The organism is Streptococcus mitis (assembly GCF_003943905.1).
GTDB classification, from domain to species: Bacteria; Bacillota; Bacilli; order Lactobacillales; family Streptococcaceae; genus Streptococcus; species Streptococcus mitis_BC.
In genome coordinates, this window is record NZ_RJNS01000002.1 from 347,849 (window position 1) to 374,397 (window position 26,549).

Genomic DNA, 26,549 nt, shown 5'->3' on the forward strand with positions numbered 1-26,549 from the left:
AATTAAAGAAAATCAGTCACTTTTTAAAGAAAAAACGCATCCTTTCATGGCTCAAACTAAATGAAAGGATACATTTTAAAAAGAAATTAGAGTATTTTTTGGAGAGAATCTTGGATGGCTTGGGGGTCTGTTTTGGAAGAGAAGCGCTCAAGGACTTGCCCATCTCGACCAATGAGAAACTTAGCAAAATTCCATTCGATTCGTTTTCCTAGCGGACCAGCTTTCTGGTCTTTAAGCCAAACATAAAGAGGATCTGCTTCCTTGCCGTTGACCTTGATCTTGGCAAAGCGAGGGAAAGTTGTCTGATAATGTAGGCTACAGAAGCTATTGATTTCCTCTGCGCTGCCGGGTGCTTGTCCCATGAACTGATTGCAAGGGAAATCTAGGATTGCAAAGCCCTGATCTTGATAGCGTTCATAGAGTTCTTGAAGCCCCTGGTACTGGGGCGTTAAACCACATCCAGTAGCAGTGTTGACAATCAAGAGAACTTTACCACGATAGCTCTCTAGGGAAGTTGCTTGGTTGTTTTGGTTCAAAACGGAAAAATCATATATATTGGTCATTTTTCTATATTCTCCTTATGCATTCCTGATTCAGAGTGTTTCATCTCGTGTTCCGATAAAAAGGCGTAGGTCATGCTTCCAAAGATGGCACCAATTCCCAAACCTAAGACTAGTAAAGGGAGCGTTTTATCGAACTGGGAGAGCTTGTCCCAAAAGGTGTTGAGGGGAAGATGCTGAACAAAGAGTTTGTGAAAGGCTGATAAGACAAACAAGCCAATTGGAATACTGATGAATACACCCCAACTACGAACTTTGATCTGGTTTTTGCTGTAGCTTTTGTGATGGATTTCGGACGGGTCATCCTTGTCTAAATGTAAGTCGCGAATTGCTAGTCTCGCCCTAGATGAGAGGACGAAGATAAGTCCAAAATAGAGGTAGGGCATGGCATCTCGAACCAACTCTATGAAGCGTCCAAATAGGAGATAGAACAAGAAGAGTAGGAGGGAGGAGTAAACGATTTGGATCAAGGAACGGGCACCAGCCCTGTAGATTATCTCTTGGCGGCATTCATCAAAGGGGCCTTGTATGTGAAAGAATAGTTTGAGTAAGCGAGTGGTGAAATCTTCTTTTTTCATGGGAGTGATCTCCTAAATGGGCAATTTTTGATTGATTTCTTTAAAGAGTTGATAGAGAGTATAGAAGTAAACCAAACTAAAAATGATACAGATTATTAGAAATACCAGGTATCTCCAATCCATAGGATTTGTTAAAAGTTGTGGAAAGGATACGAGGATAAAACAGAGAGATACGTTTAGAAGACGTATTTTTTTTGATTGGATTTTCTGGAATCTCTGTCCCTTGTTCAATACAGGAAGGAATAAAAGAAAGATAATCAAGAAAGGATGCTCAATATGTCCAGAAAGTAGGAAAAAGGTAACAAAGATACTGATAAAAACATGACTGATCAGTAGTCTAGCTAGTGATTTCATAAGGTACCTCCTAGTCGTCTTCATGGTCTTTTTTGGCTTTTCGAATGCGAAGAGAGACGATAATTTGTATGGTCACTCCGAAGAAGAAGGCTGCTAGGATAGTTGACACAAAATGCCCTGTATTTAAAAGAGAGCTAAGATAATCCTTGCTATCATCGGTTAGGACATTCAGAAGCGGTATTCCAAAGAACATGCCCATGCCATAGATTAGGCCGGCTTTTAGACCAGGAAAATGTAGCTTTTTGCTTTCTTTTTGACTCAGCATTTCGGGATCAATGGCTGTGATGCCTGTTTTCTTGGTTTGGGAGACCACATAGAGAGCAGAAATCATCGAAATGCCGAATACCACAAGAGGATAGCCGATAGCGACAATTTGCGGATATTTATAAGCAAGGACAAAGGGGATGAGATTGCCAAATATCATGAGATAAAAGAGAACAATAAAGACCTGATTCCCGATACGATCGGCCTCGCGCCGTTTGTGTTCGTCAAGGGGACCAGAAATACCGTATATGCGTTTAATGAGTTTTTCAGTGAGAGTTTCTTTTTTCATTTGTTTGCTCCTAATCATCCTGATCTTTCTTGGATTTTGCAATGCGACGGGAGATGATAATTTGTATAATCACTCCGAAGAAGAAAGACTGGAGAATACTTGAAAAAATATTTTTAAAAGTGAGAAGAGACTGAAGATAGTCCTGACTCTCACCTAGTAGTATATGGAGAAGAGGGGTTACAAAAAAACTCATCAATCCATAGACTATCCCCGCTTTAAGACCTGGGTAGTGTAGTTGCTTGCTTTCTTTCTCATTCAGCATATCTAGATCAATGGCTGTGATGCCTGTTTTCCTGGTTTGGGAGAGCACATAGAGAGCAGAAATCATCGAAATGCCGAATACCACAAGAGGATAGCCGATAGCGACAATTTGCGGATATTTATAAGCAAGGACAAAGGGAATAAGATTACCTAAAGTCATGAGGTAAAAGAGAATCACAAAGATTTTATTTCCAATGCGGTCAGCTTCGCGTCGTTTGTGTTCATCAAGTGGTCCTGAAATGCCATAAATGCGTTTGATCAGTTTTTCAGTGAGAGTTTCTTTTTTCATGAGTTTGCTCCTTTTTTAAAAATTATCCTCCCAAAAGAGACTATTGAGGTCAGTTTTGAGGCTGCGGGCGAGATTGAGACAGAGTTCCAGGGTTGGATTGTACTTGTCGTTCTCAATCATATTGATGGTTTGTCTCGAGACACCGATATCCTTGGCGAGTTCGAGCTGGGAAATACCCAGTTCCTTGCGGAATTCTTTCACACGATTCATAGGGTCTCCTTTCTGATATGTCGTATATATTTGACTATATTATATTCTTTCGGGGATGAGATGTCAAGTATATATGACATATTTTTGAGAATTTTTTTCGAAGAAACTTAGCCTTGTCTGACAAGTGCAAGCTGGTCAGATTTGTGGTAAAATAGATAGGATATGACAAAAGAATTTCATCATGTAACGGTCTTGCTTCATGAAACGATTGATATGCTTGACGTAAAACCTGACGGTATCTACGTTGATGCGACTTTGGGCGGAGCAGGCCATAGCGAATATTTATTAAGTAAATTGAGCGAAAAAGGTCATCTCTATGCCTTTGACCAGGACCAGAATGCCATTGACAATGCGCAAAAACGGTTGGCACCCTATATCGAAAAGGGGATGGTAACCTTTATCAAGGATAACTTCCGTCATTTGCAGGCACGTTTGCAGGAGGCTGGTGTCCAGGAAATTGATGGAATTTGTTATGACTTGGGAGTGTCCAGTCCTCAGCTAGATCAGCGTGAACGTGGCTTTTCTTATAAAAAGGATGCGCCACTGGATATGCGGATGAATCAGGAAGCTAGTCTGACGGCCTATGAGGTGGTCAATCATTATGACTATCATGACTTGGTTCGGATCTTTTTCAAGTATGGTGAGGATAAATTTTCTAAACAGATTGCCCGTAAGATTGAGCAAGCGCGTGAGGTGAAACCCATTGAGACGACGACGGAGTTGGCAGAGATTATCAAGTCGGCCAAGCCTGCCAAGGAGCTCAAGAAAAAGGGACACCCTGCCAAGCAGATTTTTCAGGCTATCCGAATCGAAGTCAATGATGAGCTGGGCGCTGCAGATGAATCTATCCAGCAGGCCATGGACATGCTGGCTCTGGATGGTAGAATCTCGGTCATTACCTTCCATTCGCTGGAAGACCGCTTGACCAAGCAATTATTCAAGGAAGCTTCAACAGTGGAAGTTCCCAAAGGCTTGCCCTTCATTCCAGATGACCTTAAGCCCAAGATGGAATTGGTATCCCGTAAGCCAATCTTGCCAAGTGCTGAAGAGCTAGAAGCCAACAATCGTTCGCATTCAGCCAAGTTGCGCGTGGCTAGAAAAATTCACAAGTAAGAGGAAAAACATGGCAGAAAGAATCGAAAAAACAAGCCAGTTATTGCAAACGAAGTTTAAAGGTTTTTCACGTGTGGAAAAGGCCTTCTATGTTTCGATTGCTGCAACAATGATTATCCTGGCAATTAGCGTTGTGTTTATGCAGACCAAGCTATTACAAGTTCAGAATGAATTGACCAAGGTCAATGCTCAAATCGAAGAAAAGAAAACCGAGCTAGACGATGCCAAGCAAGAGGTCAATGAATTGATTCGTTCAGAACGTTTGAAAGAAATTGCAAACTCCAAGGATTTGCAGCTGAATAACGAAAATATCCGAGCAGCGGAGTAAGAAATGAAACAGTGGAAAGAAAAAATCATCCGTTATGCCGTTCGTAACCGTAAATCTCCAGAAGAAAACCGCCGAAGAGTAGGGAAAAGCCTGAGTTTATTGGCTGTCATACTCTTCGCTGTCTTTTTGGTCAACTTTGCGGTCATTATCGGAACGGGTAAAAAATTTGGTAAGGACTTGGTTCAAGAAGCCAACAAGGTCCATCAAACAACCAAGACGATTCCTGCAAAACGGGGAACCATCTACGATCGAAATGGAACACCTATTGCAGAAGATGCGACTTCTTACAATATTTATGCAGTTATTGACAAGACCTACAAGTCAGCAACAGGCAAAATTCTCTATGTGGAGGATTCTCAATTTAATAAGGTAGCTGAAATTTTCCATAAGTATCTGGATATGGAGGAGTCCTATGTCAAAGAACAGCTTTCTCAACCAGATCTAAAACAGGTATCTTTTGGTACTAAGGGAAATGGGATTACCTATGCCAATATGATGGCTATTAAAAATGACCTAAAAACTGCTGGTGTTGAGGGTGTTGACTTCACAACTAGCCCTAACCGCAGTTATCCCAATGGACAGTTTGCTTCTTCCTTTATCGGTTTAGCGCAACTCCATGAAAATGAGGATGGCACCAAACGTTTGATTGGGACATCTGGATTGGAGAGTTCCTTAAATAGCATTCTGGCGGGTACAGATGGGATTATCACCTATGAGAAGGATCGTCTGGGAAATATTGTTCCGGGTACAGATCAAGCTTCACAGCAAACGGTGGATGGAAAGGATGTTTACACAACCCTTTCTAGTCCCTTGCAATCCTTTATGGAAAGCCAGATGGATGCCTTTCAGGAAAAGGTAAAAGGCAAGTATATGACGGCTACCTTGGTCAGCGCTAAAACAGGGGAGATTCTTGCTACAACCCAACGACCAACCTTCAATGCCGATACCAAGGATGGTATTACAAAAGACTTTGTTTGGCGAGATATTCTTTATCAAAGTAACTACGAGCCAGGATCCACTATGAAGGTGATGATGTTGGCCTCAGCCATTGATAACAATACCTTCCCTGGTGGTGAATACTTTAACAGTAGTGAATTGAAAATAGCAGATGCGACTATTCGTGACTGGGACGTCAATGAAGGGTTGACTAGTGGTGGCACCATGACCTTCTCTCAAGGTTTTGCCCACTCAAGTAATATCGGAATGACCTTGCTTGAGCAAAAGATGGGAGATGCAACCTGGCTGGACTACCTCAACCGTTTCAAGTTTGGGGTACCGACCCGTTTTGGTTTGACAGATGAGTACACGGGTCAATTACCTGCTGATAATATTGTCAATATTGCCATGAGTTCATTTGGACAAGGGATATCTGTCACCCAGACCCAGATGCTTCGTGCCTTTACTGCCATTGCCAATGACGGAGTCATGCTGGAGCCGAAATTTATCAGCGCCCTCTATGATCCAAATGACCAGTCTGTCCGTAAGTCTCAAAAGGAGATTGTCGGAAATCCTGTATCAAAAGCGGCAGCGTCCTCTACTCGAGACCACATGGTCATGGTCGGGACAGATCCTGTCTATGGTACCATGTATAACCACAGCACAGGAAAGCCTAATGTCAATGTTCCAGGTCAGAATGTTGCCCTGAAATCAGGGACAGCGCAGATTGCAGATGAGAAGAATGGGGGTTACTTAAAAGGTGAAACCAACTATATCTTCTCTGTTGTGTCGATGCATCCTGCAGAAAATCCTGACTTTATCCTCTATGTGACGGTGCAACAGCCAGAGCATTATTCAGGCGTTCAGCTGGGAGAGTTTGCCAACCCAATCCTTGAGCGAGCATCTGCCATGAAAGAATCCCTCAATCTTCAGTCAACTGCCAAGAACTTGGATCAGATCAGCAAGACGACAAGCTATGCTATGCCAGCTACCAAGGACTTTACCCCAGGTGACCTCGCAGAAGAATTGCGCCGAAACCTTGTCCAACCAATCGTTATCGGAACAGGAACCAAGATCAAGGATCTTTCGATTTCTGAAGGAGATAATTTGGAAGCCAATCAGCAAATCTTGATCCTGTCTGATAAGGTCGAAGAAATGCCTGATATGTATGGCTGGACAGATGAAAATGTGCAAACATTTGCCAAATGGCTAAATATAGAAGTCGAATGGGAAGGTAGCGGTAAGACAGTCAAGAAACAAAGTGTCCGTGCCAATACAGCCCTCAAAGACATAAAAAAAATGAAAGTAACTTTAGGAGATTAAGATGATTAGTTCCATTAGTGCTGGAATACTGGCCTTTCTATTGACCTTGATTGGCATTCCAGCCTTTATCCGATTTTATCGAAAAGCACAGATTACGGGTCAGCAGATGCACGAGGATGTCAAGCAACACCAAGCTAAAGCTGGGACTCCAACCATGGGGGGTCTTGTTTTCCTTATCGTTGCAGTAGTCGTGAGCTTTCTGGTTGCTCTCTTTACCCAACAATTGACCAACAATGTCGGCATGATTTTGTTTATCTTGGTTTTGTATGGTTTGGTAGGTTTTCTGGATGATTTCCTCAAGGTCTTTCGTAAGATCAACGAAGGTTTGAATCCTAAGCAAAAGCTTGCTCTCCAGCTCCTTGGAGGAGTGATTTTCTACCTCTTTTATGAGCGTGGTGGTGATATGCTTTCAGTTTTTGGCTATCCTCTTCATCTGGGAATTTTCTATATTTTCTTTGCTCTTTTCTGGCTAGTTGGCTTTTCAAATGCGGTGAATCTGACGGACGGGATCGACGGTTTGGCTAGTATCTCAGTAGTGATTAGCTTATCGGCCTACGGTGTGATTGCTTATATGCAAAATCAACTGGATATCCTTCTTGTGATTCTTGCCATGATTGGTGGTTTGCTAGGTTTCTTCGTCTTTAACCACAAGCCTGCCAAGGTCTTCATGGGGGACGTTGGAAGTTTGGCTCTAGGTGGGATGCTGGCAGCAATCTCTATGGCCCTCCACCAAGAATGGACCCTTTTGCTGATTGGGATTATCTATGTCTTTGAGACAAGCTCTGTTATGATGCAGGTTACCTACTTCAAACTTAGTGGTGGGAAGCGTATTTTCCGTATGACACCTGTGCATCACCATTTCGAGCTTGGAGGATTCTCAGGCAAGGGCAATCCTTGGAGCGAGTGGAAGGTTGACTTCTTCTTTTGGGGAGTTGGGCTTCTAGCAAGTCTCTTGACCTTAACCTTTTTATACCTGCTGTAAACATAACTTTTGATTACAAAATAAAACAGGATGAAGGTGATCTTCATCCTGTTTTTGTGTGTTTAAAGGTTAGTTGGAGTCATCCTTTCTTCCTTTTAACATAAAAGTGGCTGTAAGGGCTAGGCTGAGGCCTGCTAAGAAGAGGAGTGGGTTGGATGCTTCTCCTGTTGCTGGAAGTTCTTCTTTAGAAGAATGATTTCCAGTTTTCGCAGGGATCAGACTAGCTGAAAGTTGTTCAGCCTCGTGTGCCAAGGTTTCTGTATCTGAAGCACTTGGTTTTTCCTCTGTGTTAGAGCTTGTTCCAGTAGCTTGATAGACGACGGCATAGGTACTGAAATGATTAGTGATGAACTCTACCTTTCCGTCTCGTACAGTGAAATCAAGGGCTTGCAACTCCTTATTTGGAGTGAGGTAGTAAACATTTTCTACGCTAGCTGAAATAGGCAAGCGAACTAAGACAGAGCCTTTTGGCTGCAAGCTATGATCGGTTGGATTTTTAAGCTGTAGGTCATAAGCGCCATAGATCTTGCCAAAGAGTTCCTGAGCTAGGACACGTCGGCTAGAGATGTGAGAAATTCCTTCTAAGTCAGTAGCTCCACCGATGATTTCTACTCCAGTCTCCTTATCTTTCAAGACTTGAACTGGATAGTCAGGAAGGCTATGGGTCGGAGCGACCTGATCTCCGCTAGTTCCGATAGGTTTAGTGTATTCAGGTTTTTCAACAGTAGGAGCTTCCTCTTGACCTGCTGTTCCGATCGGTTTGGTGTATTCAGGCTTTTCTACAGTAGGAGACTCTTCTTGCCCCGCCGTTCCGATAGGTTCGGTGTATTCAGGCATTTCTACAGTGGGTGGCACTTCTTGCCCTGCAGTCCCGATAGGTTTAGTGTATTCCGGAATTGTCACTGTAGGTGGTTCCTCTTGCCCTGCCGTTCCGATAGGATCGGTGTATTCCGGAATTTCAACAGTAGGAGCTGGTTCGTCCCCCTTGCTTGTAGTTGGCTGACTCTCGTCAACCTTTTTCTCATCCTTTTTAGTAAAGACGGCTACGATAGGGCTACTTGTGGTATTTCCTTGAATGGTATAAGCTTCAATTGCATTTCCAGCTTTGCGATTGGTTTCGTCAGGAATTGGGATTTGAACTTGATTGTCTTGGACTGATAGGATAGTCTGATCTCCACTGGTAACCAGATGCGTTTCATCCACTTTGCGCAAGACCAGAGGATCTTTGACACCTGGGAAGGTCACTGCGATGGCTTCCCAGTCTCCAGATGGTAGGGTTAAGGAAACTTCTTTGTCATTTTCCTTGAGAGGAGCGATACTTGGGCTATCTAAACCAACAGCAGGTGCTTTGATGATATCAAAGGAATCTAGAGAAATTTTCTTGCGACCTTCTGGTGAATCTGGGTCAACACGTAATGTTAGGGTGTGCGGACCGTCAGTAAGGTTTGTAAATTCGCCAATAAAGGCTCTCTTTTCAGTTGCGCCTGAAGTGTAGAAGTCTAGACTTGGCATTTCTTTGCCATCTAGTGTAACACGTGCTCGTCCAAGAGCGAGGCTCTTCAAGCCAAAGATACGAATACCCGTTCCTGTAAAGGAAATAGTTGCCTGAGCTTCTGAAGCAGTACTTGGGTCACTGTTGTTGATGTCAGCGTATTTTTCTGTACCTCCGTAGAGTTCAGGGTCAGACCAGTCCTTAAACTGAGCACCATACTGGATGCGAGGGTCGCGATCATCCATCTTTTCAATCGTGTTGCCTGTTCCTGATAGGACCTTGAAGTAGTCTAATGAAATTTTCGAGCGCTCACTACCACGTCCTTTGTGTTCACGTTTAACACTAAGAGTCAATGTGTGAGGTCCGTCAGACAATCCAGTGAAGCGACTGATGAGACTACCTTTTTCAGTTGCCCCAGCAGTATGGAAGTCAAGCTCGCCGACCTCTTTGCCATCAATTTTAGCAGTTGCAAGACCTAGTTCAGATGATTTTAGTCCATAGATTTCGATACCAACACCATTGAAAGGAATAGTAGCAGTCACGTCTTGGTCTGTGTAGTTTCCTTTTGAAAGGTCAGCAAACTTCTCCGTTCCTCCAAATAATTCTGAGTCTGCCCAGTTTCCAAAGGCGGCCCCGTACTGGATACGACTATCTCGGTCATCCATCAATTCACTAGGAGTTTCTACAGTTGCCTGTTCAGATACTTGTGTGGAAACTTCGCCCAGCATGGCCTTGACGGTATAGGTATAGGCGAGTTGAGGATTGAGTGATCGGTCGATAAAGTTAGTTTGATTGGTTACAAATTCTCTAGTTGCAGAGGTTTGGCCAGATTCGTCTTTTGCTTGTCTTTGGATGACATAGTGGGTAGCGCCTTCTACTTGGTTGAAGGTGAGTTCAGCAGTGACTCCATTTTGTCGAACTGCTGCCAGACTAGTTATGCGACCAGGGAAATGTTCAAAGGTAATGACATCACCTTTTTGTGTTGCCAGTTGGATGCGGCCATCTTTGAGGACAGTTGCCTTGACTGCTTTGCCATTGACCTTGATTTGGCTAGCTTCGATATTTGGATAATCTACAACCAGGTCTCCACCGACATTTGAAAGGAAGGACAAGCTTTGCAAGTTCTTATCTTTCCATTTCATGCTGACTTCAAAGTTACCACGGGCAACTAATCCAGAAACTTGACCGTCTTTCCAAGCATCAGGAAGGGCTGGCAATGGTGCAATATAGCCAGTGTGTGATTGAAGGAGCATTTCTGCCATCCCACTGGTTGCTCCGAAGTTGCCATCGATTTGGAAAGGCGCGTGGGTATCCCAAAGGTTTTCTAGGGTTGAATACTTGAGCTGTTCAGCGAGTAAGCGATGGGCACGGTTACCGTCCAGCAGACGAGCCCAGAGGTTGATTTTATTGGCCTTAGACCAACCAGTACCACCATCTCCACGGTGGTTGAGGGTTGCACGCGCAGCCTCTAGGTATTCAGCTTGGTCCTTGCTAAAGAGCGTACCTGGGAAGAGACCAACTAGATGGGAAACGTGACGGTGGTTGTTTTCAATCCCTTCATTGGTGAATTGTGGACTGTCCTCCTCGTACCATTCCTTGATACGTCCTTCTTTATTGATATGAAGTGGTTTGAGTTTGTCAAATTTAGCCTTAACCTCTGTGACTAAGTCTTGGTCGACTTTCAGATGGTTGGCAACTTCCATGTAGTCGTGGAATAGCTGCCAGACTAGCGACTGGTCAAAGGTATTTCCGATGGTGATGGTCCCGTGTTCTGGTGAGTAGGATGGGGAAGACACCCAACGGTCGCTTTCTTTGTCGTAGTGCAAGAAGGAGTTCCAGAACTTGGCAGTCTCTTTCAACATAGGATAGATCTTTTCTTTGAGATAAGTCTCATCCTTGGTGAATTTGTAGTAGTCATAAACGTTCTGCATCATCCAGGCATTAGCAGCTGGCGACCAACCCCAATAGTAATTCCAGCCTGGAGTAGTCCAGCCAAATGGAGTTGCTTGAGTGTGGACCAGCCAACCATTTTCTTGCCCGTCTTTGGATTCGATTCCAGCGTATTCTTTGGCAGCGATACGTCCGTAGTAGCGCATGTCGTCAATGTAATTGATCATTGGCTTGGCTGTTTCAGCAAGGTTGCTCATGTAGGCTGGCCAATAGTTCATTTGCAAATTGACATTGAGGTGGTAGTCAGCGTTCCAAGGTGGATTGTCTACAGCATTCCAGACTCCTTGGAGGTTGGCAGGCAGAGCATCTGTCCGATCACGAGATGAACTAATCAATAAATAACGTCCGTATTGGAAGAAGAGTTCTTCCAATTTTTGCCCTTTATCTGGGTTATAGCCTTGAAGGGCCTCTTTAGTCGTTTGAGCAGTCTTGTTTCCGCCTAGATTTAGTTTAACGCGGTTAAAGAGACTTTGATAGTCCTTGATATGGGCCTTTTTAAGTGTCTCGTAGTCTTTAGCCTTAGCTGCTTCGACAATCCCTTTAACTGTTTTTTCGAGGTCAATGTCTTTTCGATAGTTGGTTTTTGGATTCTGAGCAAAGTTAGTCTTGGCGCTGAGATAGAGGGTCGCATAACTTGCGCCTGTAACGGTTAGTGTCTCATCCTGAACAGTCACCTTTCCGTCCGTTTTAATTCCTAGATAGGATGCAAATTTGAGGCCGTTATCTTTGACAGTTCCCTTTAGAAGGATTCCGTTTGCATCTGTAGTGACATGACCATTCTTATAGTTGGAATATTCCCAAGAGTAGTTGCCATTAGCAAGCAGGTCTTCGGTCAAGCTGTTCCAAAGGGTAAAGTCAAGTGTCTTGTTTCCTTTTTTGGTCAAGTGGGTCACGGTGACATCATCAGGATAGCTGGAGAAGGTTTCGCGTTTGAAGGTGGTCCCATCTTGGGTGTAAGAAGTTGTCGTAGTGGCTTCTGTGATATCCAAACCACGATGATAATCAGTTACAGTATCTACCCCTTTTTTCTGGTTATTGAAGACCATGAAGATATCACCAAAGGCTAGGTAACGTCCATACTGGGCGTTGTTTGGTCCAACTAGATTTTGTTCAGCTAGCTGTTTAGCTTTTTGGCGGTCTCCAGCTTCGAGGGCTTTACGTATCTCTGCTAAGACCTTGTAACGATCCTTGTAGTTTCCTCCATTATAGTCTGTGCTATCGGGTTGTGGTCCTCCTGACCAGAGGGTCTTTTCGTTGTACTGGATTCTCTCTTCGCCAATGAGACCGAAAACCTTGGCTCCCATCTCTCCATTTCCGACAGGGAGGGCTTGTTTTTCCCATCCATCATAGGAGGGAGCTGTTGGCTGATCGTAGTTGAGTTGATAGTTGCTTTGTTCTGTCACAGGTAGTTCTTGTTTTTCGGTTTCCTTATTTTCATTAGGTTTTACAATAGCCTCAGTACTTGCTTGATTAGTTGTAGCAGAAGTAACATCAGCCTTAGTGGATTTTGTTTCAGAAACACTATTATCAGCTAGAACTGGTTTTGAATGGTCAATTGCTTCACTTGGCTGAGTGTTCTCAGTTGATTCAATTGTTTTCGTAACGGTATCTGTCTTGGCTGTAGTTTTCTCCAGTGTAGGGTCATTTTGCTTTACTTCAGTAGTATCAGCAGAGACGGTATGACTAGCTAGAAAAACTGCTCCAAGCAAAACAGAGGCTGTGCCGACTGTTAGCTTGCGGATGCTATAGCGACAGGATTTCTCCCAAAAGTGTTTTTTCATAAAACCCTCCTTTATTAATTAAAAGCGCTTTCATTTTTTCTTAAAAAAATATAATGCCCTATTTACAGTCTGGTATGGACCGATTTTATTCGTACCATTTTAATATAACAAATAAAAACAGAGAAAGCAAGAGATTTTCATATGAAGTTATAGTTTTATATAATGTGACTGGAAATTGGTTAAACAAGTAGTCAAAGATGCGAGTGTATAAGGAGACAATGTATTGGTATCGTCTTGAAAGCGTAAAACAAACTAGTCAGGAAAGTCACTTTATGGTATAATATAGAAGACTCAAAAAGAAACAGGAGAAAAAGAATGGATTTACTTTTAGCAATTGTCTTGATTGTGCTAGCTTTTCTAGGAGGAGCTCTTGGAGGGATGTACTTGGTTCGTAAGCAAATCGAAAAAGAATTTGCGGATAACCCACGTTTGAACGCTGAGGCAGTTCGTGCTCTTTTGAGCGCAAATGGTCAAAAACCAAGCGAAGCCAAGGTACAACAAGTTTACCACCAAATCATCCGTCAACAAAAAGCAGCCCTTGCTAACAATAAAAAGAAAAAATAAATAGGAAAAGTCTGGGATGAAAGTTCCAGACTTCTCACTATGTTCATTAGTTCTCAGGGATAAGACTTTTTCCTTGCATTCTATTGATATTTGATTATGATTAAGAGAGAGGCAGTTGCCATTCTATCAAGCTGTCTATCCGTTCATTTAGGACGAGTAATTATGATGAACTATCAATCAGAAAAAGACTAGAAAGAAGACTGTATGGATAATCGACCAATTGGTTTTTTGGATTCGGGTGTCGGGGGCTTGACCGTTGTACGTGAGCTCATGCGCCAGCTTCCCCATGAAGAAATCGTCTATATTGGAGATTCGGCACGGGCGCCCTATGGTCCCCGTCCTGCTGAGCAAATCCGTGAATATACTTGGCAGTTGGTCAACTTTCTCTTGACCAAGGATGTCAAGATGATTGTCATTGCTTGTAATACTGCGACTGCGGTCGTCTGGGAAGAAATCAAGGCTAAACTAGACATCCCCGTTCTAGGTGTGATTTTACCAGGAGCTTCGGCAGCTATCAAGTCCAGTCAAGGTGGGAAAATCGGAGTAATTGGAACACCCATGACGGTCCAATCAGACATCTACCGTCAGAAAATCCATGATCTGGATCCGGATTTACAGGTGGAAAGTTTGGCCTGTCCCAAGTTTGCCCCCTTGGTCGAGTCGGGTGCCTTATCAACCAGTGTAACCAAGAAAGTGGTCTATGAGACCCTGCGTCCCTTGGTTGGAAAGGTGGATAGTCTGATTTTGGGTTGTACCCATTACCCACTCCTTCGCCCTATCATCCAAAATGTTATGGGACCAAAGGTTCAGCTCATCGATAGTGGGGCAGAGTGTGTACGGGATATCTCGGTTTTGCTTAACTATTTTGAAATCAATCGTAGCCGAGATGCGGGACCTCTTCAACATCGTTTTTACACAACAGCTAATAGCCAAAGTTTTGCCCAAATTGGAGCAGAATGGCTGGAAAAAGAGATTCATGTGGAGCATGTAACTTTATGACAAACAAAATTTACGAATACAAGGATGACCAGGACTGGTATGTCGGTGTCTGGGATGTCTATGGAGGCATCTATAGCCTTATCAAAGATCCTCTCGAGCTTGATTTTATGGATTTGGCGCGGATTTTTCGTGACGAGGAAAAGGGCTTTCCGATTACAATAACGGTGATGCGCTGGTCTTCTAACTTCCGCTTGCTATCTTTTATCGTTGAGATTTTAAATGCCCAAGCAGGTCGAAATCTAGAAGTCATCCAACGTCAGGGAGCCCTGCTCTTGGTTGAAAATGGAAAGCTTTTGCATGTCGAACTACCTAAAGAAGGGGTCGATGTTCAAGACTTTTTTGAAACTAGTAAGGTTAGAGAAACCTTGTTGATTGCGACTCGAAACGAAGGCAAGACCAAGGAGTTCCGAGCTATCTTTGACAAGTTAGGTTACGACGTGGAAAATCTCAATGACTATCCAGATCTGCCTGAAGTAGCTGAAACAGGCATGACTTTTGAAGAAAATGCTCGCCTCAAGGCAGAAACGATTTCCCAATTAACAGGCAAGATGGTGCTAGCAGATGACTCAGGTCTCAAAGTCGATGTCCTTGGTGGCTTGCCAGGTGTTTGGTCAGCTCGTTTTGCAGGTGTGGGAGCTACTGACCGAGAAAACAATGCTAAGCTCTTGCACGAATTGGCTATGGTCTTTGAACTCAAGGATCGCTCAGCCCAATTCCATACAACCCTAGTTGTAGCCAGTCCAAACAAGGAAAGCTTGGTGGTTGAAGCTGACTGGCCAGGTTATATCAACTTTGAACCCAAGGGTGAAAATGGCTTTGGCTATGACCCCCTTTTCCTTGTGGGAGAGACAGGTAAGTCAGCAGCTGAATTAACTCTGGAAGAAAAAAATAGCCAATCCCACCGTGCCTTAGCCGTTAAGAAACTTTTGGAGGTATTTCCATCATGGCAAAGCAAACCATCATTGTAATGAGTGACTCCCATGGCGATAGCTTGATTGTCGAAGAAATCCGTGACCGCTATCTGGGGAAAGTTGATGCCATTTTTCACGATGGTGACTCAGAACTCCGTCCAGACTCTCCGCTCTGGGAAGGCATCCATGTCGTCAAAGGAAATATGGACTTTTATGCTGGCTACCCAGAACGTTTGGTGACTCAACTTGGTCCAACCAAGATCATCCAGACGCATGGACACTTGTTTGATATCAATTTCAACTTTCAAAAGTTGGACTACTGGGCTCAGGAAGAAGATGCCGATATCTGTCTCTATGGTCACTTGCATGTGCCAAATGCTTGGATGGAAGGCAAAACACTCTTTTTAAATCCAGGCTCCATCAGCCAACCACGAGGGACTATCAGAGAATGTCTCTATGCTCGAGTGGAGATTGATGACAGCTATTTTAAAGTAGACTTTTTGACACGTGACCATGAGGTTTATCCAGGCTTGTCCAAGGAGTTTGCTCGATGATTGCCAAGGAATTTGAAGCATTTTTACTGGAGCAGGAAGAGACTTTTCTTACCCCTGCTGAGAATCTAGCAGCCTTGATTGATACCCATAACGCTGATCATGCAATTTTGGTATTGAGTCAAATCACCTATACCCGTATCCCTGTTGTGACCTTTGACAAACGCTTTGTTGGAACCATTGGGCTGAGAGACATTTTGGCTTATCAAATGGAGCAAGGTTTGACGGATGAGCAGATGGCAACGACAGATATCGTCCATATGACCAAGACGGATGTGGCAGTCGTCGCTCCAGACTATAACATCACTGAAGTCCTCCATAAACTGGTGGATGAATCCTTCTTGCCAGTGGTAGATGATGAAGGAATTTTCCAAGGAATCATCACGCGCAAGTCCATCCTCAAGGCTGTCAATGCCCTCTTGCATGACTTTAGTAAGGAATATGAGATTCGATGCAAATGAAAGATAGGATTTCAGCCTTTTTAGAGGAAAAACAGGACTTGTCTGCCAATTCCAAGCAGTCTTATAAGTATGATCTGGAGCAATTTTTAGACATTGTAGGTGAACGAATCTCTGAGACTAGTCTTAAGATTTACCAAGCCCAGCTAGCCAATCTAAAAATCAGCGCCCAGAAGCGAAAACTTTCGACCTGTAACCAATTTCTCTACTTTCTCTATCGAAAAGGAGAAGTGGACAGCTTTTACCGTCTGGAATTAGCCAAACAAGCTGAAAAGAAGACTGAAAAGCCAGAGATTCTAAATTTAGACTCTTTTTGGCAGGAAAGTAATTATCCAGAAGGACGCTTGCTGGCGCTTCTTATCTTGGAGCTAGGGCTCTTGCCGAGTGAGATTTTAGCCCTTAAGGTTGCAGATATCAATCTGGATTTTCAGGTGTTGCGAATTAACAAGGCTTCCCAACAGAGGATTGTCACCATTCCCACGATCTTAATCCCAGAGCTAGAACCCTTGATGGGGCAGACCTATCTCTTTGAAAGGGGAGGGAAAGCCTATTCTCGTCAGTGGGCCTTTCGTCAGCTGGAGTCCTTTGCCAAGGAGAAAGGTTTCCACGCCTTATCCGCTCAAGCCTTGCGGGAACAGTTCATTCTAAGACAGATAGAAAAGAAGGTCGATTTGTACGAAATTGCAAAAAAATTAGGATTAAAAACAGTCCTGACCTTAGAAAAATATAGATAATGGATATTAAATTAAAAGATTTTGAAGGGCCCCTGGACCTGCTCTTGCACCTGGTTTCTAAGTACCAGATGGATATCTACGATGTGCCTATCACAGAAGTCATCGAACAGTATCTAGCCTATGTCTCAACTCTGCAGGCCATGCGTCTGGAAGTGACGGGCGAGTATATGGTCATGGCCAGTCAGCTGATGCTGATCAAGAGCCGCAAGCTCTTGCCAAAGGTAGCAGAAGTGACAGACTTGGAGGATGACCTAGAGCAGGACCTTCTCTCCCAAATCGAAGAATACCGCAAGTTCAAGCTCTTGGGTGAGCACTTGGAGGCTAAGCACCAAGATCGGGCCCAGTACTATTCCAAAGCGCCAACAGAGTTGATTTACGAAGATGCGGAGCTTGTACATGACAAGACGACCATTGACCTCTTTTTGGCTTTTTCAAATATTCTAGCCAAGAAAAAAGAGGAGTTCGCTCAGAATCACACAACCATCCTGCGGGATGAGTATAAGATTGAGGACATGATGGTCATTGTAAAAGAGTCCTTGTCAGGACGAGACCAGTTGCGCTTACAGGATTTGTTCAAGGAAGCCCAGAATGTTCAAGAGGTTATTACCCTCTTTTTGGCAACCCTAGAGTTAATCAAAACTCAGGAACTGATCCTCGTGCAAGAGGAGAGTTTCGGAGATATCTATCTCATGGAAAAGAAGGAAGAAAGTCAAGCGGAGCAAGGTTAGACTTGATAGAGAGGAAAGATGAGTACTTTAGCAGAAATAGAAGCGCTCTTGTTTGTGGCAGGTGAAGATGGGATTCGAGTCCGCCAGTTGGCTGAACTCCTCTCTCTGCCACCGACAGGCATCCAACAGAGTTTAGAAAAATTAGCCCAGAAGCATGAAAAAGACCAAGATTCGAGCTTGTCCCTAATCGAGACAGGTGGTGCATACAGATTGGTCACCAAGCCTCAATTTGCAGCGATTTTGAAGGAATACTCCAAGGCACCCATCAACCAAAGTTTGTCTCGGGCTGCCCTTGAGACCTTGTCCATCATTGCCTACAAGCAACCGATTACCCGAATTGAGATTGATGCTATTCGTGGGGTCAATTCTAGTGGAGCTCTAGCTAAGCTACAAGCTTTTGAATTGATAAGAGAAGATGGGAAAAAAGAAGTGTTGGGCCGCCCCAACCTCTATGTGACTACGGATTATTTCCTAGATTACATGGGAATTAACCATTTGGAAGAACTGCCAGTGATTGATGAGCTTGAGATTCAAGCCCAAGAAAGCCAATTATTTGGTGAAAGGATAGAAGAAGATGAGAATCAATAAGTATATTGCCCACGCAGGTGTGGCCAGTAGGAGAAAAGCAGAAGAGTTGATCAAGCAGGGCTTGGTGACAGTCAACGGACAAGTGGTACGTGAACTAGCAACGACCATCAAGGCTGGCGACAAGGTCGAAGTGGAAGGCCAACCCATCTACAACGAAGAAAAGGTTTACTATCTGCTTAATAAACCACGTGGAGTGATTTCCAGTGTGACAGATGATAAGGGCCGCAAGACTGTTGTGGATCTCTTGCCAAATGTTAAAGAACGCATTTACCCTGTGGGACGTTTGGACTGGGATACATCAGGTGTCTTGATTTTAACCAATGATGGTGATTTTACAGACGAGATGATTCACCCACGTAATGAGATTGATAAGGTCTATGTCGCGCGTGTTAAAGGTGTGGCCAACAAAGAAAATCTCCGTCCCTTGACCCGCGGCCTAGAGATTGATGGCAAGAAAACCAAGCCAGCTGTCTATGAGATTCTCAAAGTGGATCCAGTTAAAAATCGCTCAGTAGTGCAGTTGACCATCCATGAAGGGCGCAACCATCAGGTTAAAAAAATGTTTGAAGCTGTCGGCCTCCAAGTGGATAAGTTGTCTCGGACACGTTTCGGACACCTAGATTTGACTGGTCTTCGTCCAGGCGAAGCCCGTCGTCTTAATAAAAAAGAAATCAGCCAACTACACACTATGGCTGTAACCAAGAAATAATGAAACGCATCTTAATAGCGCCAGTACGCTTTTACCAACGTTTTATCTCACCGGCCTTTCCACCCTCTTGTCGCTTTGAGCCGACTTGTTCTAACTACATGATTCAGGCTATTGAAAAGCATGGTTTCAAGGGTGTTTTGATGGGCTTGGCTCGGATTTTACGTTGTCATCCCTGGTCGAAAACAGGCAAGGATCCCGTCCCAGACCACTTTTCCCTCAGACGAAATCAAGAAGAAAAATAAACCCAACATCACCTGATGTTGGGTTTTCTTGCTTATTTCAAAGCTTTTTGAGCGTCTTCAATCATGAGTTTAGTTGATTCAAGTCCGCCTCCGCTTAGATACCAGAGGTCTGGTGTTAGTTGGATAATTTTACCATTTTTAGCAGCAGGAGTTTCAGCGATGAGGGCATTTTCTAGGACGCCATCGTTGCTAGAGTTGTCCCCACCAATGGCAAGGGTACGGTTGATGACAAAGAGGATGTCAGGATTGATTTCTTTGACACTTTCAAAGCTGACTTCTTGTCCGTGGCGAGAGTCTTCAAATTTGGTGTCAGTTGGCTTGAATTTCAAGGTTTGGTACAAGAAAGAGAAACGAGATTGGGCACCAAAGGCAGCCATTTTTCCTTCATTGAGGAGGATAGCAAGGGCTTTTTTGTCAGAACTTTCGTTTTTAGTAGCGACTTCTTGGATGCTCTTGTCTAGGTTAGCTAATTCTTCTTTGGCTTTCTGTGTACCAGTTTCGCCAAAGGCGCTTGCTAGAGATTCGATGTTAGCCTTGGTTGAAGTCCAGTAGTCGTCCTTGCTTGCTTGGAAGAGGACTGTTGGAGCGATTTCTTTGAACTTGTCTACGAATTTTTGGGTACGTGGTGAAGCGATAATTAGGTCTGGTTCAAGAGCAGCGATGGCTTCTAGGTCTGGCTCAACCATGGAACCCACATTGTTGACATTTCCTGCGAGATCGTTTAGGTAAGTCGGAACAGTTTTTGTAGGCATTCCGACGATATTCTTTTCAAATCCTAAAGCGCGAATAGTATCCGCAGCACCAAGGTCAAAGGTCACAATCTTTTCAGGAACCTTTGAAAGTTTGACCTCATCTAGTGAACTTTTAATGGTTATCTCTGTTGGAGCAGAGCTACTTGTCTCTGTCTGTCTAGTGCTTGAGTTTGTATTTGTACTACATGCACCAAGTAAGAGCAAGAAGCTGGCCGCTAGGGCAGTGAGATAAAGTTTAAGGGATGTTTTCATGATTTCTCCTTTTTAAAATATGATAACGATGTAGGGGGTCTCTTAAATAGGTTTGTTAGCTAAGAGACAGAGGGTTCTCTAACATAAGTTCAGAATAGCTAGCTATAGATACAGATCTTTTTGCCATTGATATCCGCGAGCGTGATGGGAATCTCATAGAGTTGACTGAGCAGGTCAGCCTGCATGATTTGAGCAGTCGTTCCCTTGCAAAAGACTTGACCGTCCTTGAAGGCAACAATTTCATCCGCATATTGGCTAGCCATGTTGATATCGTGGAGGACGATGATAATGGTTTTGCCAAGTTCCTCCACCAGTCGCCGAAGGATCTGCATCATGCTGACACTTTGCTTGATATCGAGATTATTTAGTGGTTCGTCTAGCAAGATAAAGTCTGTATCCTGGGCTAGTACCATGGCGATAAAGACACGTTGGAGCTGTCCGCCAGACAGACTATCGATGTAGCGGTCTTTTAGGTTGGTCAGTTCCAGATAGTCCAGAGTTTCTCGGATTTTTTCCCAGTCTTCTGCCCTCAGTCGACCACGGCTGTAGGGAAAACGTCCAAAGCTGACTAGTTCTTCAACGGTCAATTTGGCTTGGTAATTGATCTTCTGCTTTAGGATGGTGAGCTCTTTGGCTAGTTCTTGCGAATTCCAACTCTCGATTTCACGGCCTTTGATACTGAGAATTCCCTGATCTTTCTTGGTCAGTCTGCTCATGATAGAGAGAAGAGTTGATTTTCCAGCACCATTTGGACCAATGAAGGCTGTCAGTTTCTGAGGACTGACTTCAAGGGAAATGTCTTGCAAAATATCCTGTTTTTGAATGGATTTGTCAATGTTTTCCAGTTTCACCGACGCGCCCTCCTGTAAAGTAAGATAAAGAATAAGAGACCACCCACACTCTCGATGATCATACTGATGCGAATTTCCAGTGCAAAGACTCGTTCAATGAGGGCTTGCCCCAAGGTCAAACTAATAAATCCAATCAGAATAGCCACGAGAAAGAGTAACTTGTGCCGATAGTCTTTGAGGATTAGATAGGTGAGATTGGCCAGCATAAAACCGAAGAAGGCCATAGGTCCTACCAAGGCAGTTGCCGTTGAGGTCAAAAGCACGATGCCCCAGAGGAGTTCTCTCTGTTCTTTTTCAACATCGAGTCCCAGTATCTGAGCCGTTTCTCTTTGCAGGTGCAAGACATCCAGAACGATTGCTTTTCGAAAGAAAAAGATTGTCAAGGCGAGGATGATCAGAGAACTGATGGCTAGGATGGAAGTGTTGAGATGCTGAAAGGAGGCAAAGAGACTGTTCTGCAGTTTATCGTATTCATTTGGATCCATCAGAACCTGAAGGAAGGTACTGATATTTCGAAAGAGACTTCCGAGGGCTAGACAGATTAGCAGAATGAAGACCAGATCTTGCTTCATCAGCGTCTTCAAGTAACCTTGTAAGGCGAGAAAGAAGAGGGATTGAAGCAGAAGCAAGACTAGAAATTCTAAGATAGGAGACTTTCCAAGTTGTAGAAATTTGCTTTCAAATATCAGTAGCAGAGTCTGAAGCAAGACATAGAAGGATTCGATTCCCAAAATACTTGGCGTCAGAAAGCGATTTTCCGTCAGGGTTTGAAAACTAACGGTCGAAATCCCTGTCGCGATAGCCACCAAGAGATAAACGATGATTTTTTGGGAACGTAGCTTCCAGGCAAAGGCAGACAGCTGGGTGAGGGGCCAAAAGTAGAGGAGACAAGCTCCGATGGCCAGAAGAATGAGAAGCCAAAAGAGCTTGGTATGTTTGCTTTTAAACTGCATCCTTTTGTCCCCCTCTCCATAGAAGTAGGATAAAGACGAGGCTGCCGATGATTCCTAGCAGGAGACTGACAGACAGCTCATAGGGCCGAATCAAGACTCGAGAGAGGATGTCACAGGCCAGAACCAGATTGGCGCCGACCAGTGCGACGATGAGTTTGGTTTGGCTCAGATTATCTCCATAGTGCTTGCGGACAAGATTGGGAACGATGACCCCGAGAAAGGGCAAGCCACCCACGGTAATCATGGTGACACTTGTCGTTAGCGCCACCAGAAAGAGAGCCAGTTTTTCAAGCAGGGAGTAGGAAATCCCCAAACTCTCGCTGGTTTCTTTTCCTAGATTCATGATGGTAAAGGTTTGGGACAATTTCCAAACGGCAATTAGGATAAATAGACTTAAGAAGAGCCCCTCATACTGATGGGTCTGGATCATGGAGAAGGAGCCCTGGGTCCAAGCAGTCATACTCTGAACCAGATTGAAACGATAGGCGATAACTTCTGTCACAGAACCAATAATCCCACTATAGATGATCCCAATCAGAGGCAACATCCACCTTTCCTTTATAGAAAAAATAGTCATAAAGGCCAGGAAGAAGAGAGTAAATAAGATGGATGAGCCAAAAGCAAAGAGCATCTTTTGGCTCAGACTCGCAGACGGAAAGACAAAGAGGCTTAGCACCATTCCCAGTTTGGCGGCTTCAGTCGTTCCAACTGTGCTTGGTGCAGCAAACTGATTTTGAGTGATGGTCTGCATGAGGAGCCCTGCCATGCTCATACTAGAGGCTGCAAGCAGAATACTGATGGTTCTTGGAAGACGCGACTCTTGAAAGAGAAGCCAAGTCTGTTGGTCAAAAGCAAAGAATTTTTCCCAAGAAAAATCACTGGTTCCAATGGTAATGGAGAGAAAGACTAGGAGTAGAAGTAAGCCTGTTAAAATATGAGAGAGTTTCATACCCCGTCCTTTCGTGTAGATTTGGTATCGAAAGATACCTGCGGATATAAATGTAACACGATTTTTTTAATCTGTCAATAAATTTTCTGACAATTTAATGTAAAAAATGAGAAAACTTCCTGAAACAAGTGCTAGTTCCGTCTCTTATAGGGTAAACTTGTAAAACCCAATCTACCTTCCCACTACCCTTCTCTTATAAAAAATGGTAAAATGGAGGACAGAAAGAAGGAACTGATATGACAACATTATTTTCAAAAATCAAAGAAGTAACAGAAATCCCTGCGATCTCAGGTCATGAAGCGCCTGTCCGTGCCTATCTTCGTGAAAAGTTGACACCGCATGTGGATGAAGTGGTGACAGATGGCTTGGGTGGTATTTTTGGTATTAAACATTCAGAAGCTGCGGATGCACCGCGTGTTTTGGTCGCTTCTCACATGGATGAAGTTGGTTTTATGGTCAGCGAGATTAAGCCAGATGGTACCTTCCGTGTCGTTGAAATCGGTGGCTGGAACCCTATGGTGGTAAGTAGTCAACGCTTTAAACTTTTTACTCGTGATGGTCGTGAAATCCCTGTGATTTCAGGCTCTGTTCCGCCACATTTGACACGTGGAACAGGTGGACCAACTATGCCAGCTATTTCAGATATTGTTTTTGATGGTGGTTTTGCGGACAAGGCTGAGGCAGAAAGCTTTGGAATCCGTCCTGGTGACACGATTGTCCCTGATAGTAGCGCAATTCTTACAGCCAATGAAAAAAATATCATCTCAAAAGCTTGGGACAACCGCTACGGTGTTCTCATGGTGAGCGAGTTGGCAGAAGCCCTATCAGGTCAAAAACTGGGAAATGAACTCTATCTTGGTTCCAACGTCCAAGAAGAAGTTGGTCTTCGTGGCGCTCATACTTCTACAACTAAGTTTGATCCAGAAGTCTTTCTGGCAGTTGACTGCTCACCAGCAGGTGATGTCTATGGTGGCCAAGGCAAGATTGGGGATGGAACCTTGATTCGCTTCTACGATCCAGGTCACTTGCTCCTCCCAGGTATGAAGGATTTCCTTTTGACAACGGCTGAAGAAGCAGGTATCAAGTACCAATACTACTGTGGAAAAGGCGGAACAGACGCTGGGGCAGCTCATCTGAAAAATGGCGGTGTCCCATCTACAACCATCGGGGTCTGCGCTCGTTATATCCACTCTCACCAAACTCTCTACGCTATGGATGACTTCCTAGAAGCCCAAGCTTTCTTGCAAGCCTTGGTGAAAAAATTGGATCGTTCAACGGTTGATTTGATTAAAAATTATTAAACATAAGGGAGGTGGTCAGGATGGCAGAACCAAACCTAGAAAGCCTTATAAGAGATCTGTATAACCATGCCCGTCAGGGCTTGAGTGAAGATTTAGTTGCTGCTCTCCTAGAGACTGCTAAAAAACTACCTACTACAAATGAGCAATTACTAGCAGTTCGACTCTCAGGACTGGTCACCCGTGAATTGCTCACCAATCCCAAACACCCAGCACCAGAGTTGATCAACTTGGCGCGTTTTATCAAAAGAGAAGAAGCCAAGTACAGAGGCACTGCAGTTTCTGCTATCATGTTTGGAGAACTCTTTAAAATGCTTTGATTCCACTGTGAATCAAAGCATTTTTTATATGTCAGAAAAGCCATTCTTGATGAGGAGAAGAAAAAAGCCACCCCATTCAGGATAGCTTTTTGGTTATTAAATTTGTTCAGCGATGACCTTTTCAGCTAGGTTCATAGCATGGTCAGATACACGAGTGTAGTGAGAAATGATGTCGATAAAGTTGACCCCAGCTTGTGTAGAACACTCACCCTTGTTAAGGCGTTTGATGTGGGTCTTTCTGAGAATACGTTCCATATTGTTGATTTCTTTATGGCGTTCAATCAGACTTTGAGCTTTTTCAATATCATTGTTTTCCACACTATCAAGGGCATCTTTGATAAATGCAGTAGTTTTTTGATAGATATCAGCTAATTCCTCTAGAGCAGCTTCAGAGAAATGAACATCTTTGCGTTGGAGGTAGTCGGTTAGGTTGAGCAAGCCTTCTGCGTGGTCTCCAATCCGTTCCAAATCTCGAGATGAATCTAGGATATTGGTCAACACTTCGCTTTCTTTCTGACTTAAGGATTCGCTTGAGAGCCTGATGAGGTAACGAGTGAGTTTTTCGTCAATGGTATTGATGGCTTCCTCTGTCTTGTGACCTTTTTCAGCTACTTTTTCATTCAAACCGATGATATAGTTATAAGAAAGGTCAAAAGCTTTGGCTGCATAGTTCCCCAAGTGTAAAAGTTCTTTTTTGGCATTTCCTAGAGCGATAGAAGGAGATTGTTGGATAAGTTGTTCGTCGAGATAAAGAGGCTCGTACTTAACAACTTCGTCTTCACCAGGGATAAGCTTGGTTACAAAGTAGGCCAAGGCTCCGATGAATGGAAATTGTACAATGGTATTACTTACGTTAAAGGCACCGTGAGAGAAGGCAATGGTCATCTCAGGTGAGAGGTGAAGGAGTGCCTGGAAGTACTCAATCATAGACGTAAATGGACCTAATAAGATTAGGCAAAGAATAGTTCCTAAAACGTTAAAGGTAACGTGGGTTGCTGCAACCCGTTTTGCAGAGACATTGGCTCCAGCTGCCGCTAGGATAACAGTTAAGGTTGTCCCAATATTATCCCCGAAGAGAACTGGTAATGAACCTTTAAGGTCAAGGAAATTACCTGCATAGAGACCTTGCAAAATCCCAATTGTAGCCGAGGAAGCCTGGATGAGGACGGTAATCACCGCACCAGCTACCACTCCTAAAATAGGATTTTGTCCCAAGGTCACCATATATTCCTTGAATTGTGGTAAATCTTTAAGAGGACTCATACCAGCACTGATGAGGTTGAGGGCGTAGAAGATTCCCCCGACACCAAATAGGATGCGCCCGATATTGTTTGCTGTTCTGTTTTTTGTAAAGAAGAGGAACATGGTTCCAAGGAAAATCAAGGGTAAAGCATACTCACCCAGCTTGAAACCGATGATAAAGGAAGTAACAGTGGTTCCAATATTGGCTCCCATGATAATTCCGATAGCCTGTCTAAGGGTTAGAAGACTAGCGCTGACCAGCCCGACTGTGATAACTGTAACCCCTGTACTTGACTGAATCAGGGCGGTTACGACAATCCCAACTAGAACGCCTAAAAAGGGATTGCTGGTGTACTTGTCAATGTAAAAACGAAGGCGATCTCCAGCAGCTTGTTGCAAACCGTCTCCCATGGTCTTGATACTGTATAAAAACAGTCCTAGACCTCCTAAAAAGTGAAATAAAATTTCCTGCCAATTAATGGACATTTCTTTTTCCTCCGGAAAATAATAACGGAATTTCTCCTATTCTATTTTAAAGGATAAAAGTAAATCTCACAAGTGTTTTCTTGATATTTTAGTAAGAAATCGCTAACTTTTTTAAATTTCTTCCTTAAATAGTATTCTTACCTCAAGTATAAATGTCTGCAAGGATTATATCCAAATTTAACTGTTTTTTATCCTAGTTATAGTTTATGCATGAAATAGATTGACATCGCTTTCATATAAGATAGAATGAAG

At 43.6% G+C, this 26,549-nt stretch carries 28 protein-coding genes; 16 read left to right on the forward strand and 12 right to left on the reverse strand.

All coding sequences use genetic code 11. The features are described 5' to 3' along the window. Nucleotides 1-86: 86 nt before the first annotated feature. From D8854_RS05410 to D8854_RS05435, 6 genes are read right to left on the reverse strand one after another with little or no spacing between them, the layout of a single operon-like run. Nucleotides 87-563 carry a glutathione peroxidase gene (locus D8854_RS05410; RefSeq protein WP_125450069.1) on the reverse strand — a complete coding sequence of 159 codons (477 nt, stop codon included), beginning with the start codon at nt 561-563 and terminating at the stop codon, nt 87-89. Then, entirely contained in the window at nt 560-1,138 is a 579-nt protein-coding gene (locus D8854_RS05415; protein ID WP_125450071.1) for a DUF3278 domain-containing protein, read from the reverse strand. Before D8854_RS05415 ends, D8854_RS05410 begins: the two co-directional genes overlap by 4 nt. Before the next feature lie 12 nt (nt 1,139-1,150). Beyond that, nucleotides 1,151-1,492, reverse strand: coding sequence for a hypothetical protein (locus tag D8854_RS09940; protein ID WP_260469228.1), 342 nt, complete (start codon nt 1,490-1,492; stop codon nt 1,151-1,153). Nucleotides 1,493-1,502: 10 nt separating this feature from the next. After that, nucleotides 1,503-2,045, reverse strand: a complete 543-nt coding sequence (locus D8854_RS05425) for a DUF3278 domain-containing protein (protein ID WP_125450075.1) — start codon at nt 2,043-2,045, stop codon at nt 1,503-1,505. A 10-nt stretch (nt 2,046-2,055) separates the two neighbouring features. After that, on the reverse strand, nt 2,056-2,595 hold the full coding sequence (locus tag D8854_RS05430; RefSeq protein WP_125450077.1) for a DUF3278 domain-containing protein: 540 nt from the start codon (nt 2,593-2,595) through the stop codon (nt 2,056-2,058). A 15-nt stretch (nt 2,596-2,610) separates the two neighbouring features. Next, on the reverse strand, nt 2,611-2,805 hold the full coding sequence (locus tag D8854_RS05435) for a helix-turn-helix transcriptional regulator (RefSeq protein ID WP_125409809.1): 195 nt from the start codon (nt 2,803-2,805) through the stop codon (nt 2,611-2,613). 162 nt (nt 2,806-2,967) lie between these two features. Between D8854_RS05435 and rsmH the strand changes: the two genes are divergently transcribed. The 4 genes from rsmH to mraY are packed head-to-tail and all read left to right on the forward strand — an operon-like array spanning nt 2,968 to nt 7,487. Then, nucleotides 2,968-3,918: a 16S rRNA (cytosine(1402)-N(4))-methyltransferase RsmH gene (rsmH, locus tag D8854_RS05440; protein ID WP_000159388.1), complete on the forward strand. Its 951-nt coding sequence runs from the start codon at nt 2,968-2,970 to the stop codon at nt 3,916-3,918. Between the two features lie 10 nt (nt 3,919-3,928). Next, entirely contained in the window at nt 3,929-4,246 is a 318-nt protein-coding gene (gene ftsL / locus D8854_RS05445) for a cell division protein FtsL (protein WP_000840795.1), read from the forward strand. Between the two features lie 3 nt (nt 4,247-4,249). Next, nucleotides 4,250-6,505, forward strand: coding sequence for a penicillin-binding protein PBP2X (gene pbp2X / locus D8854_RS05450; protein ID WP_125450079.1), 2,256 nt, complete (start codon nt 4,250-4,252; stop codon nt 6,503-6,505). A 1-nt stretch (nt 6,506) separates the two neighbouring features. Next, on the forward strand, nt 6,507-7,487 hold the full coding sequence (gene mraY, locus D8854_RS05455; RefSeq protein ID WP_125450081.1) for a phospho-N-acetylmuramoyl-pentapeptide-transferase: 981 nt from the start codon (nt 6,507-6,509) through the stop codon (nt 7,485-7,487). A 69-nt stretch (nt 7,488-7,556) separates the two neighbouring features. Here the strand turns inward: mraY and D8854_RS05460 are convergent, their stop codons facing one another. Beyond that, nucleotides 7,557-12,710, reverse strand: a complete 5,154-nt coding sequence (locus D8854_RS05460; protein WP_125450083.1) for an SIALI-17 repeat-containing surface protein — start codon at nt 12,708-12,710, stop codon at nt 7,557-7,559. Nucleotides 12,711-13,025: 315 nt separating this feature from the next. Here D8854_RS05460 and D8854_RS05465 point away from each other — a divergent pair, with 315 nt between their 5' ends. The 10 genes from D8854_RS05465 to yidD all read left to right on the forward strand — a co-directional run bounded on the left by D8854_RS05465 (nt 13,026) and on the right by yidD (nt 19,194). Further along, nucleotides 13,026-13,274, forward strand: coding sequence for a YneF family protein (locus D8854_RS05465; RefSeq protein WP_000364987.1), 249 nt, complete (start codon nt 13,026-13,028; stop codon nt 13,272-13,274). Nucleotides 13,275-13,478: 204 nt separating this feature from the next. Further along, nucleotides 13,479-14,273: a glutamate racemase gene (gene racE, locus D8854_RS05470; RefSeq protein ID WP_007522320.1), complete on the forward strand. Its 795-nt coding sequence runs from the start codon at nt 13,479-13,481 to the stop codon at nt 14,271-14,273. Then, nucleotides 14,270-15,241, forward strand: coding sequence for a nucleoside-triphosphate diphosphatase (locus D8854_RS05475; RefSeq protein ID WP_125450085.1), 972 nt, complete (start codon nt 14,270-14,272; stop codon nt 15,239-15,241). Before racE ends, D8854_RS05475 begins: the two co-directional genes overlap by 4 nt. Next, complete coding sequence (locus D8854_RS05480; RefSeq protein WP_001118939.1) at nt 15,217-15,738, forward strand: metallophosphoesterase; 522 nt, start codon at nt 15,217-15,219, stop codon at nt 15,736-15,738. Before D8854_RS05475 ends, D8854_RS05480 begins: the two co-directional genes overlap by 25 nt. Further along, complete coding sequence (cbpB, locus tag D8854_RS05485; protein WP_125450087.1) at nt 15,735-16,196, forward strand: cyclic-di-AMP-binding protein CbpB; 462 nt, start codon at nt 15,735-15,737, stop codon at nt 16,194-16,196. Before D8854_RS05480 ends, cbpB begins: the two co-directional genes overlap by 4 nt. Then, entirely contained in the window at nt 16,193-16,927 is a 735-nt protein-coding gene (gene xerD, locus D8854_RS05490) for a site-specific tyrosine recombinase XerD (RefSeq protein ID WP_312023738.1), read from the forward strand. Before cbpB ends, xerD begins: the two co-directional genes overlap by 4 nt. Next, on the forward strand, nt 16,927-17,655 hold the full coding sequence (locus D8854_RS05495) for a segregation/condensation protein A (RefSeq protein WP_070683901.1): 729 nt from the start codon (nt 16,927-16,929) through the stop codon (nt 17,653-17,655). Before xerD ends, D8854_RS05495 begins: the two co-directional genes overlap by 1 nt. An 18-nt stretch (nt 17,656-17,673) precedes the next feature. After that, a complete protein-coding gene (gene scpB, locus D8854_RS05500; RefSeq protein WP_070683905.1) occupies nt 17,674-18,243 on the forward strand; it encodes an SMC-Scp complex subunit ScpB in 570 nt (189 codons plus the stop codon). Then, entirely contained in the window at nt 18,230-18,952 is a 723-nt protein-coding gene (locus D8854_RS05505) for a pseudouridine synthase (RefSeq protein ID WP_084950003.1), read from the forward strand. Before scpB ends, D8854_RS05505 begins: the two co-directional genes overlap by 14 nt. Further along, a complete protein-coding gene (yidD, locus tag D8854_RS05510; protein WP_000821626.1) occupies nt 18,952-19,194 on the forward strand; it encodes a membrane protein insertion efficiency factor YidD in 243 nt (80 codons plus the stop codon). The genes D8854_RS05505 and yidD overlap by 1 nt, the downstream gene beginning before the upstream one ends. 32 nt (nt 19,195-19,226) lie before the next feature. Here the strand turns inward: yidD and D8854_RS05515 are convergent, their stop codons facing one another. From D8854_RS05515 to D8854_RS05530, 4 genes are all read right to left on the reverse strand, one after another. Further along, complete coding sequence (locus tag D8854_RS05515; RefSeq protein ID WP_125450091.1) at nt 19,227-20,198, reverse strand: siderophore ABC transporter substrate-binding protein; 972 nt, start codon at nt 20,196-20,198, stop codon at nt 19,227-19,229. 98 nt (nt 20,199-20,296) lie between these two features. Further along, a complete protein-coding gene (locus D8854_RS05520) occupies nt 20,297-21,049 on the reverse strand; it encodes an ABC transporter ATP-binding protein (RefSeq protein WP_000764285.1) in 753 nt (250 codons plus the stop codon). After that, complete coding sequence (locus D8854_RS05525; RefSeq protein WP_125450093.1) at nt 21,046-22,002, reverse strand: iron chelate uptake ABC transporter family permease subunit; 957 nt, start codon at nt 22,000-22,002, stop codon at nt 21,046-21,048. The genes D8854_RS05520 and D8854_RS05525 overlap by 4 nt, the downstream gene beginning before the upstream one ends. Continuing rightward, nucleotides 21,992-22,951, reverse strand: coding sequence for an ABC transporter permease (locus tag D8854_RS05530; protein ID WP_125450095.1), 960 nt, complete (start codon nt 22,949-22,951; stop codon nt 21,992-21,994). The genes D8854_RS05525 and D8854_RS05530 overlap by 11 nt, the downstream gene beginning before the upstream one ends. Nucleotides 22,952-23,187: 236 nt before the next feature. Between D8854_RS05530 and pepA the strand changes: the two genes are divergently transcribed. Together pepA and D8854_RS05540 are read left to right on the forward strand one after the other, a co-directional pair. Next, on the forward strand, nt 23,188-24,252 hold the full coding sequence (gene pepA / locus D8854_RS05535; RefSeq protein ID WP_125450097.1) for a glutamyl aminopeptidase: 1,065 nt from the start codon (nt 23,188-23,190) through the stop codon (nt 24,250-24,252). 20 nt (nt 24,253-24,272) lie between these two features. Continuing rightward, nucleotides 24,273-24,569, forward strand: a complete 297-nt coding sequence (locus D8854_RS05540; RefSeq protein ID WP_000840148.1) for a bacteriocin immunity protein — start codon at nt 24,273-24,275, stop codon at nt 24,567-24,569. A gap of 96 nt (nt 24,570-24,665) precedes the next feature. Here the strand turns inward: D8854_RS05540 and D8854_RS05545 are convergent, their stop codons facing one another. After that, a complete protein-coding gene (locus tag D8854_RS05545) occupies nt 24,666-26,297 on the reverse strand; it encodes a Na/Pi cotransporter family protein (protein ID WP_125450099.1) in 1,632 nt (543 codons plus the stop codon). Nucleotides 26,298-26,549 lie beyond the last annotated feature (252 nt).

Excerpts from the sequence above, each read along its gene's own strand:
- racE (WP_007522320.1), top strand. The coding sequence starts at position 13,479 with ATGGATAATCGACCAATTGGTTTTTTGGATTCGGGTGTCGGGGGCTTG.
- pbp2X (WP_125450079.1), top strand. The coding sequence starts at position 4,250 with ATGAAACAGTGGAAAGAAAAAATCATCCGTTATGCCGTTCGTAACCGT.
- D8854_RS05460 (WP_125450083.1), bottom strand. The coding sequence starts at position 12,710 with ATGAAAAAACACTTTTGGGAGAAATCCTGTCGCTATAGCATCCGCAAG.
- D8854_RS05540 (WP_000840148.1), top strand. The coding sequence starts at position 24,273 with ATGGCAGAACCAAACCTAGAAAGCCTTATAAGAGATCTGTATAACCAT.
- mraY (WP_125450081.1), top strand. The coding sequence starts at position 6,507 with ATGATTAGTTCCATTAGTGCTGGAATACTGGCCTTTCTATTGACCTTG.
- D8854_RS05530 (WP_125450095.1), bottom strand. The coding sequence starts at position 22,951 with ATGAAACTCTCTCATATTTTAACAGGCTTACTTCTACTCCTAGTCTTT.
- xerD (WP_312023738.1), top strand. The coding sequence starts at position 16,193 with ATGAAAGATAGGATTTCAGCCTTTTTAGAGGAAAAACAGGACTTGTCT.
- D8854_RS05465 (WP_000364987.1), top strand. The coding sequence starts at position 13,026 with ATGGATTTACTTTTAGCAATTGTCTTGATTGTGCTAGCTTTTCTAGGA.
- D8854_RS05545 (WP_125450099.1), bottom strand. The coding sequence starts at position 26,297 with ATGTCCATTAATTGGCAGGAAATTTTATTTCACTTTTTAGGAGGTCTA.
- D8854_RS05425 (WP_125450075.1), bottom strand. The coding sequence starts at position 2,045 with ATGAAAAAAGAAACTCTCACTGAAAAACTCATTAAACGCATATACGGT.
- D8854_RS05495 (WP_070683901.1), top strand. The coding sequence starts at position 16,927 with ATGGATATTAAATTAAAAGATTTTGAAGGGCCCCTGGACCTGCTCTTG.
- cbpB (WP_125450087.1), top strand. The coding sequence starts at position 15,735 with ATGATTGCCAAGGAATTTGAAGCATTTTTACTGGAGCAGGAAGAGACT.
- D8854_RS05415 (WP_125450071.1), bottom strand. The coding sequence starts at position 1,138 with ATGAAAAAAGAAGATTTCACCACTCGCTTACTCAAACTATTCTTTCAC.
- D8854_RS05475 (WP_125450085.1), top strand. The coding sequence starts at position 14,270 with ATGACAAACAAAATTTACGAATACAAGGATGACCAGGACTGGTATGTC.
- D8854_RS05410 (WP_125450069.1), bottom strand. The coding sequence starts at position 563 with ATGACCAATATATATGATTTTTCCGTTTTGAACCAAAACAACCAAGCA.
- rsmH (WP_000159388.1), top strand. The coding sequence starts at position 2,968 with ATGACAAAAGAATTTCATCATGTAACGGTCTTGCTTCATGAAACGATT.
- D8854_RS05430 (WP_125450077.1), bottom strand. The coding sequence starts at position 2,595 with ATGAAAAAAGAAACTCTCACTGAAAAACTGATCAAACGCATTTATGGC.
- D8854_RS05525 (WP_125450093.1), bottom strand. The coding sequence starts at position 22,002 with ATGCAGTTTAAAAGCAAACATACCAAGCTCTTTTGGCTTCTCATTCTT.
- D8854_RS05435 (WP_125409809.1), bottom strand. The coding sequence starts at position 2,805 with ATGAATCGTGTGAAAGAATTCCGCAAGGAACTGGGTATTTCCCAGCTC.
- D8854_RS09940 (WP_260469228.1), bottom strand. The coding sequence starts at position 1,492 with ATGAAATCACTAGCTAGACTACTGATCAGTCATGTTTTTATCAGTATC.
- scpB (WP_070683905.1), top strand. The coding sequence starts at position 17,674 with ATGAGTACTTTAGCAGAAATAGAAGCGCTCTTGTTTGTGGCAGGTGAA.
- yidD (WP_000821626.1), top strand. The coding sequence starts at position 18,952 with ATGAAACGCATCTTAATAGCGCCAGTACGCTTTTACCAACGTTTTATC.
- pepA (WP_125450097.1), top strand. The coding sequence starts at position 23,188 with ATGACAACATTATTTTCAAAAATCAAAGAAGTAACAGAAATCCCTGCG.
- D8854_RS05515 (WP_125450091.1), bottom strand. The coding sequence starts at position 20,198 with ATGAAAACATCCCTTAAACTTTATCTCACTGCCCTAGCGGCCAGCTTC.
- ftsL (WP_000840795.1), top strand. The coding sequence starts at position 3,929 with ATGGCAGAAAGAATCGAAAAAACAAGCCAGTTATTGCAAACGAAGTTT.
- D8854_RS05505 (WP_084950003.1), top strand. The coding sequence starts at position 18,230 with ATGAGAATCAATAAGTATATTGCCCACGCAGGTGTGGCCAGTAGGAGA.
- D8854_RS05480 (WP_001118939.1), top strand. The coding sequence starts at position 15,217 with ATGGCAAAGCAAACCATCATTGTAATGAGTGACTCCCATGGCGATAGC.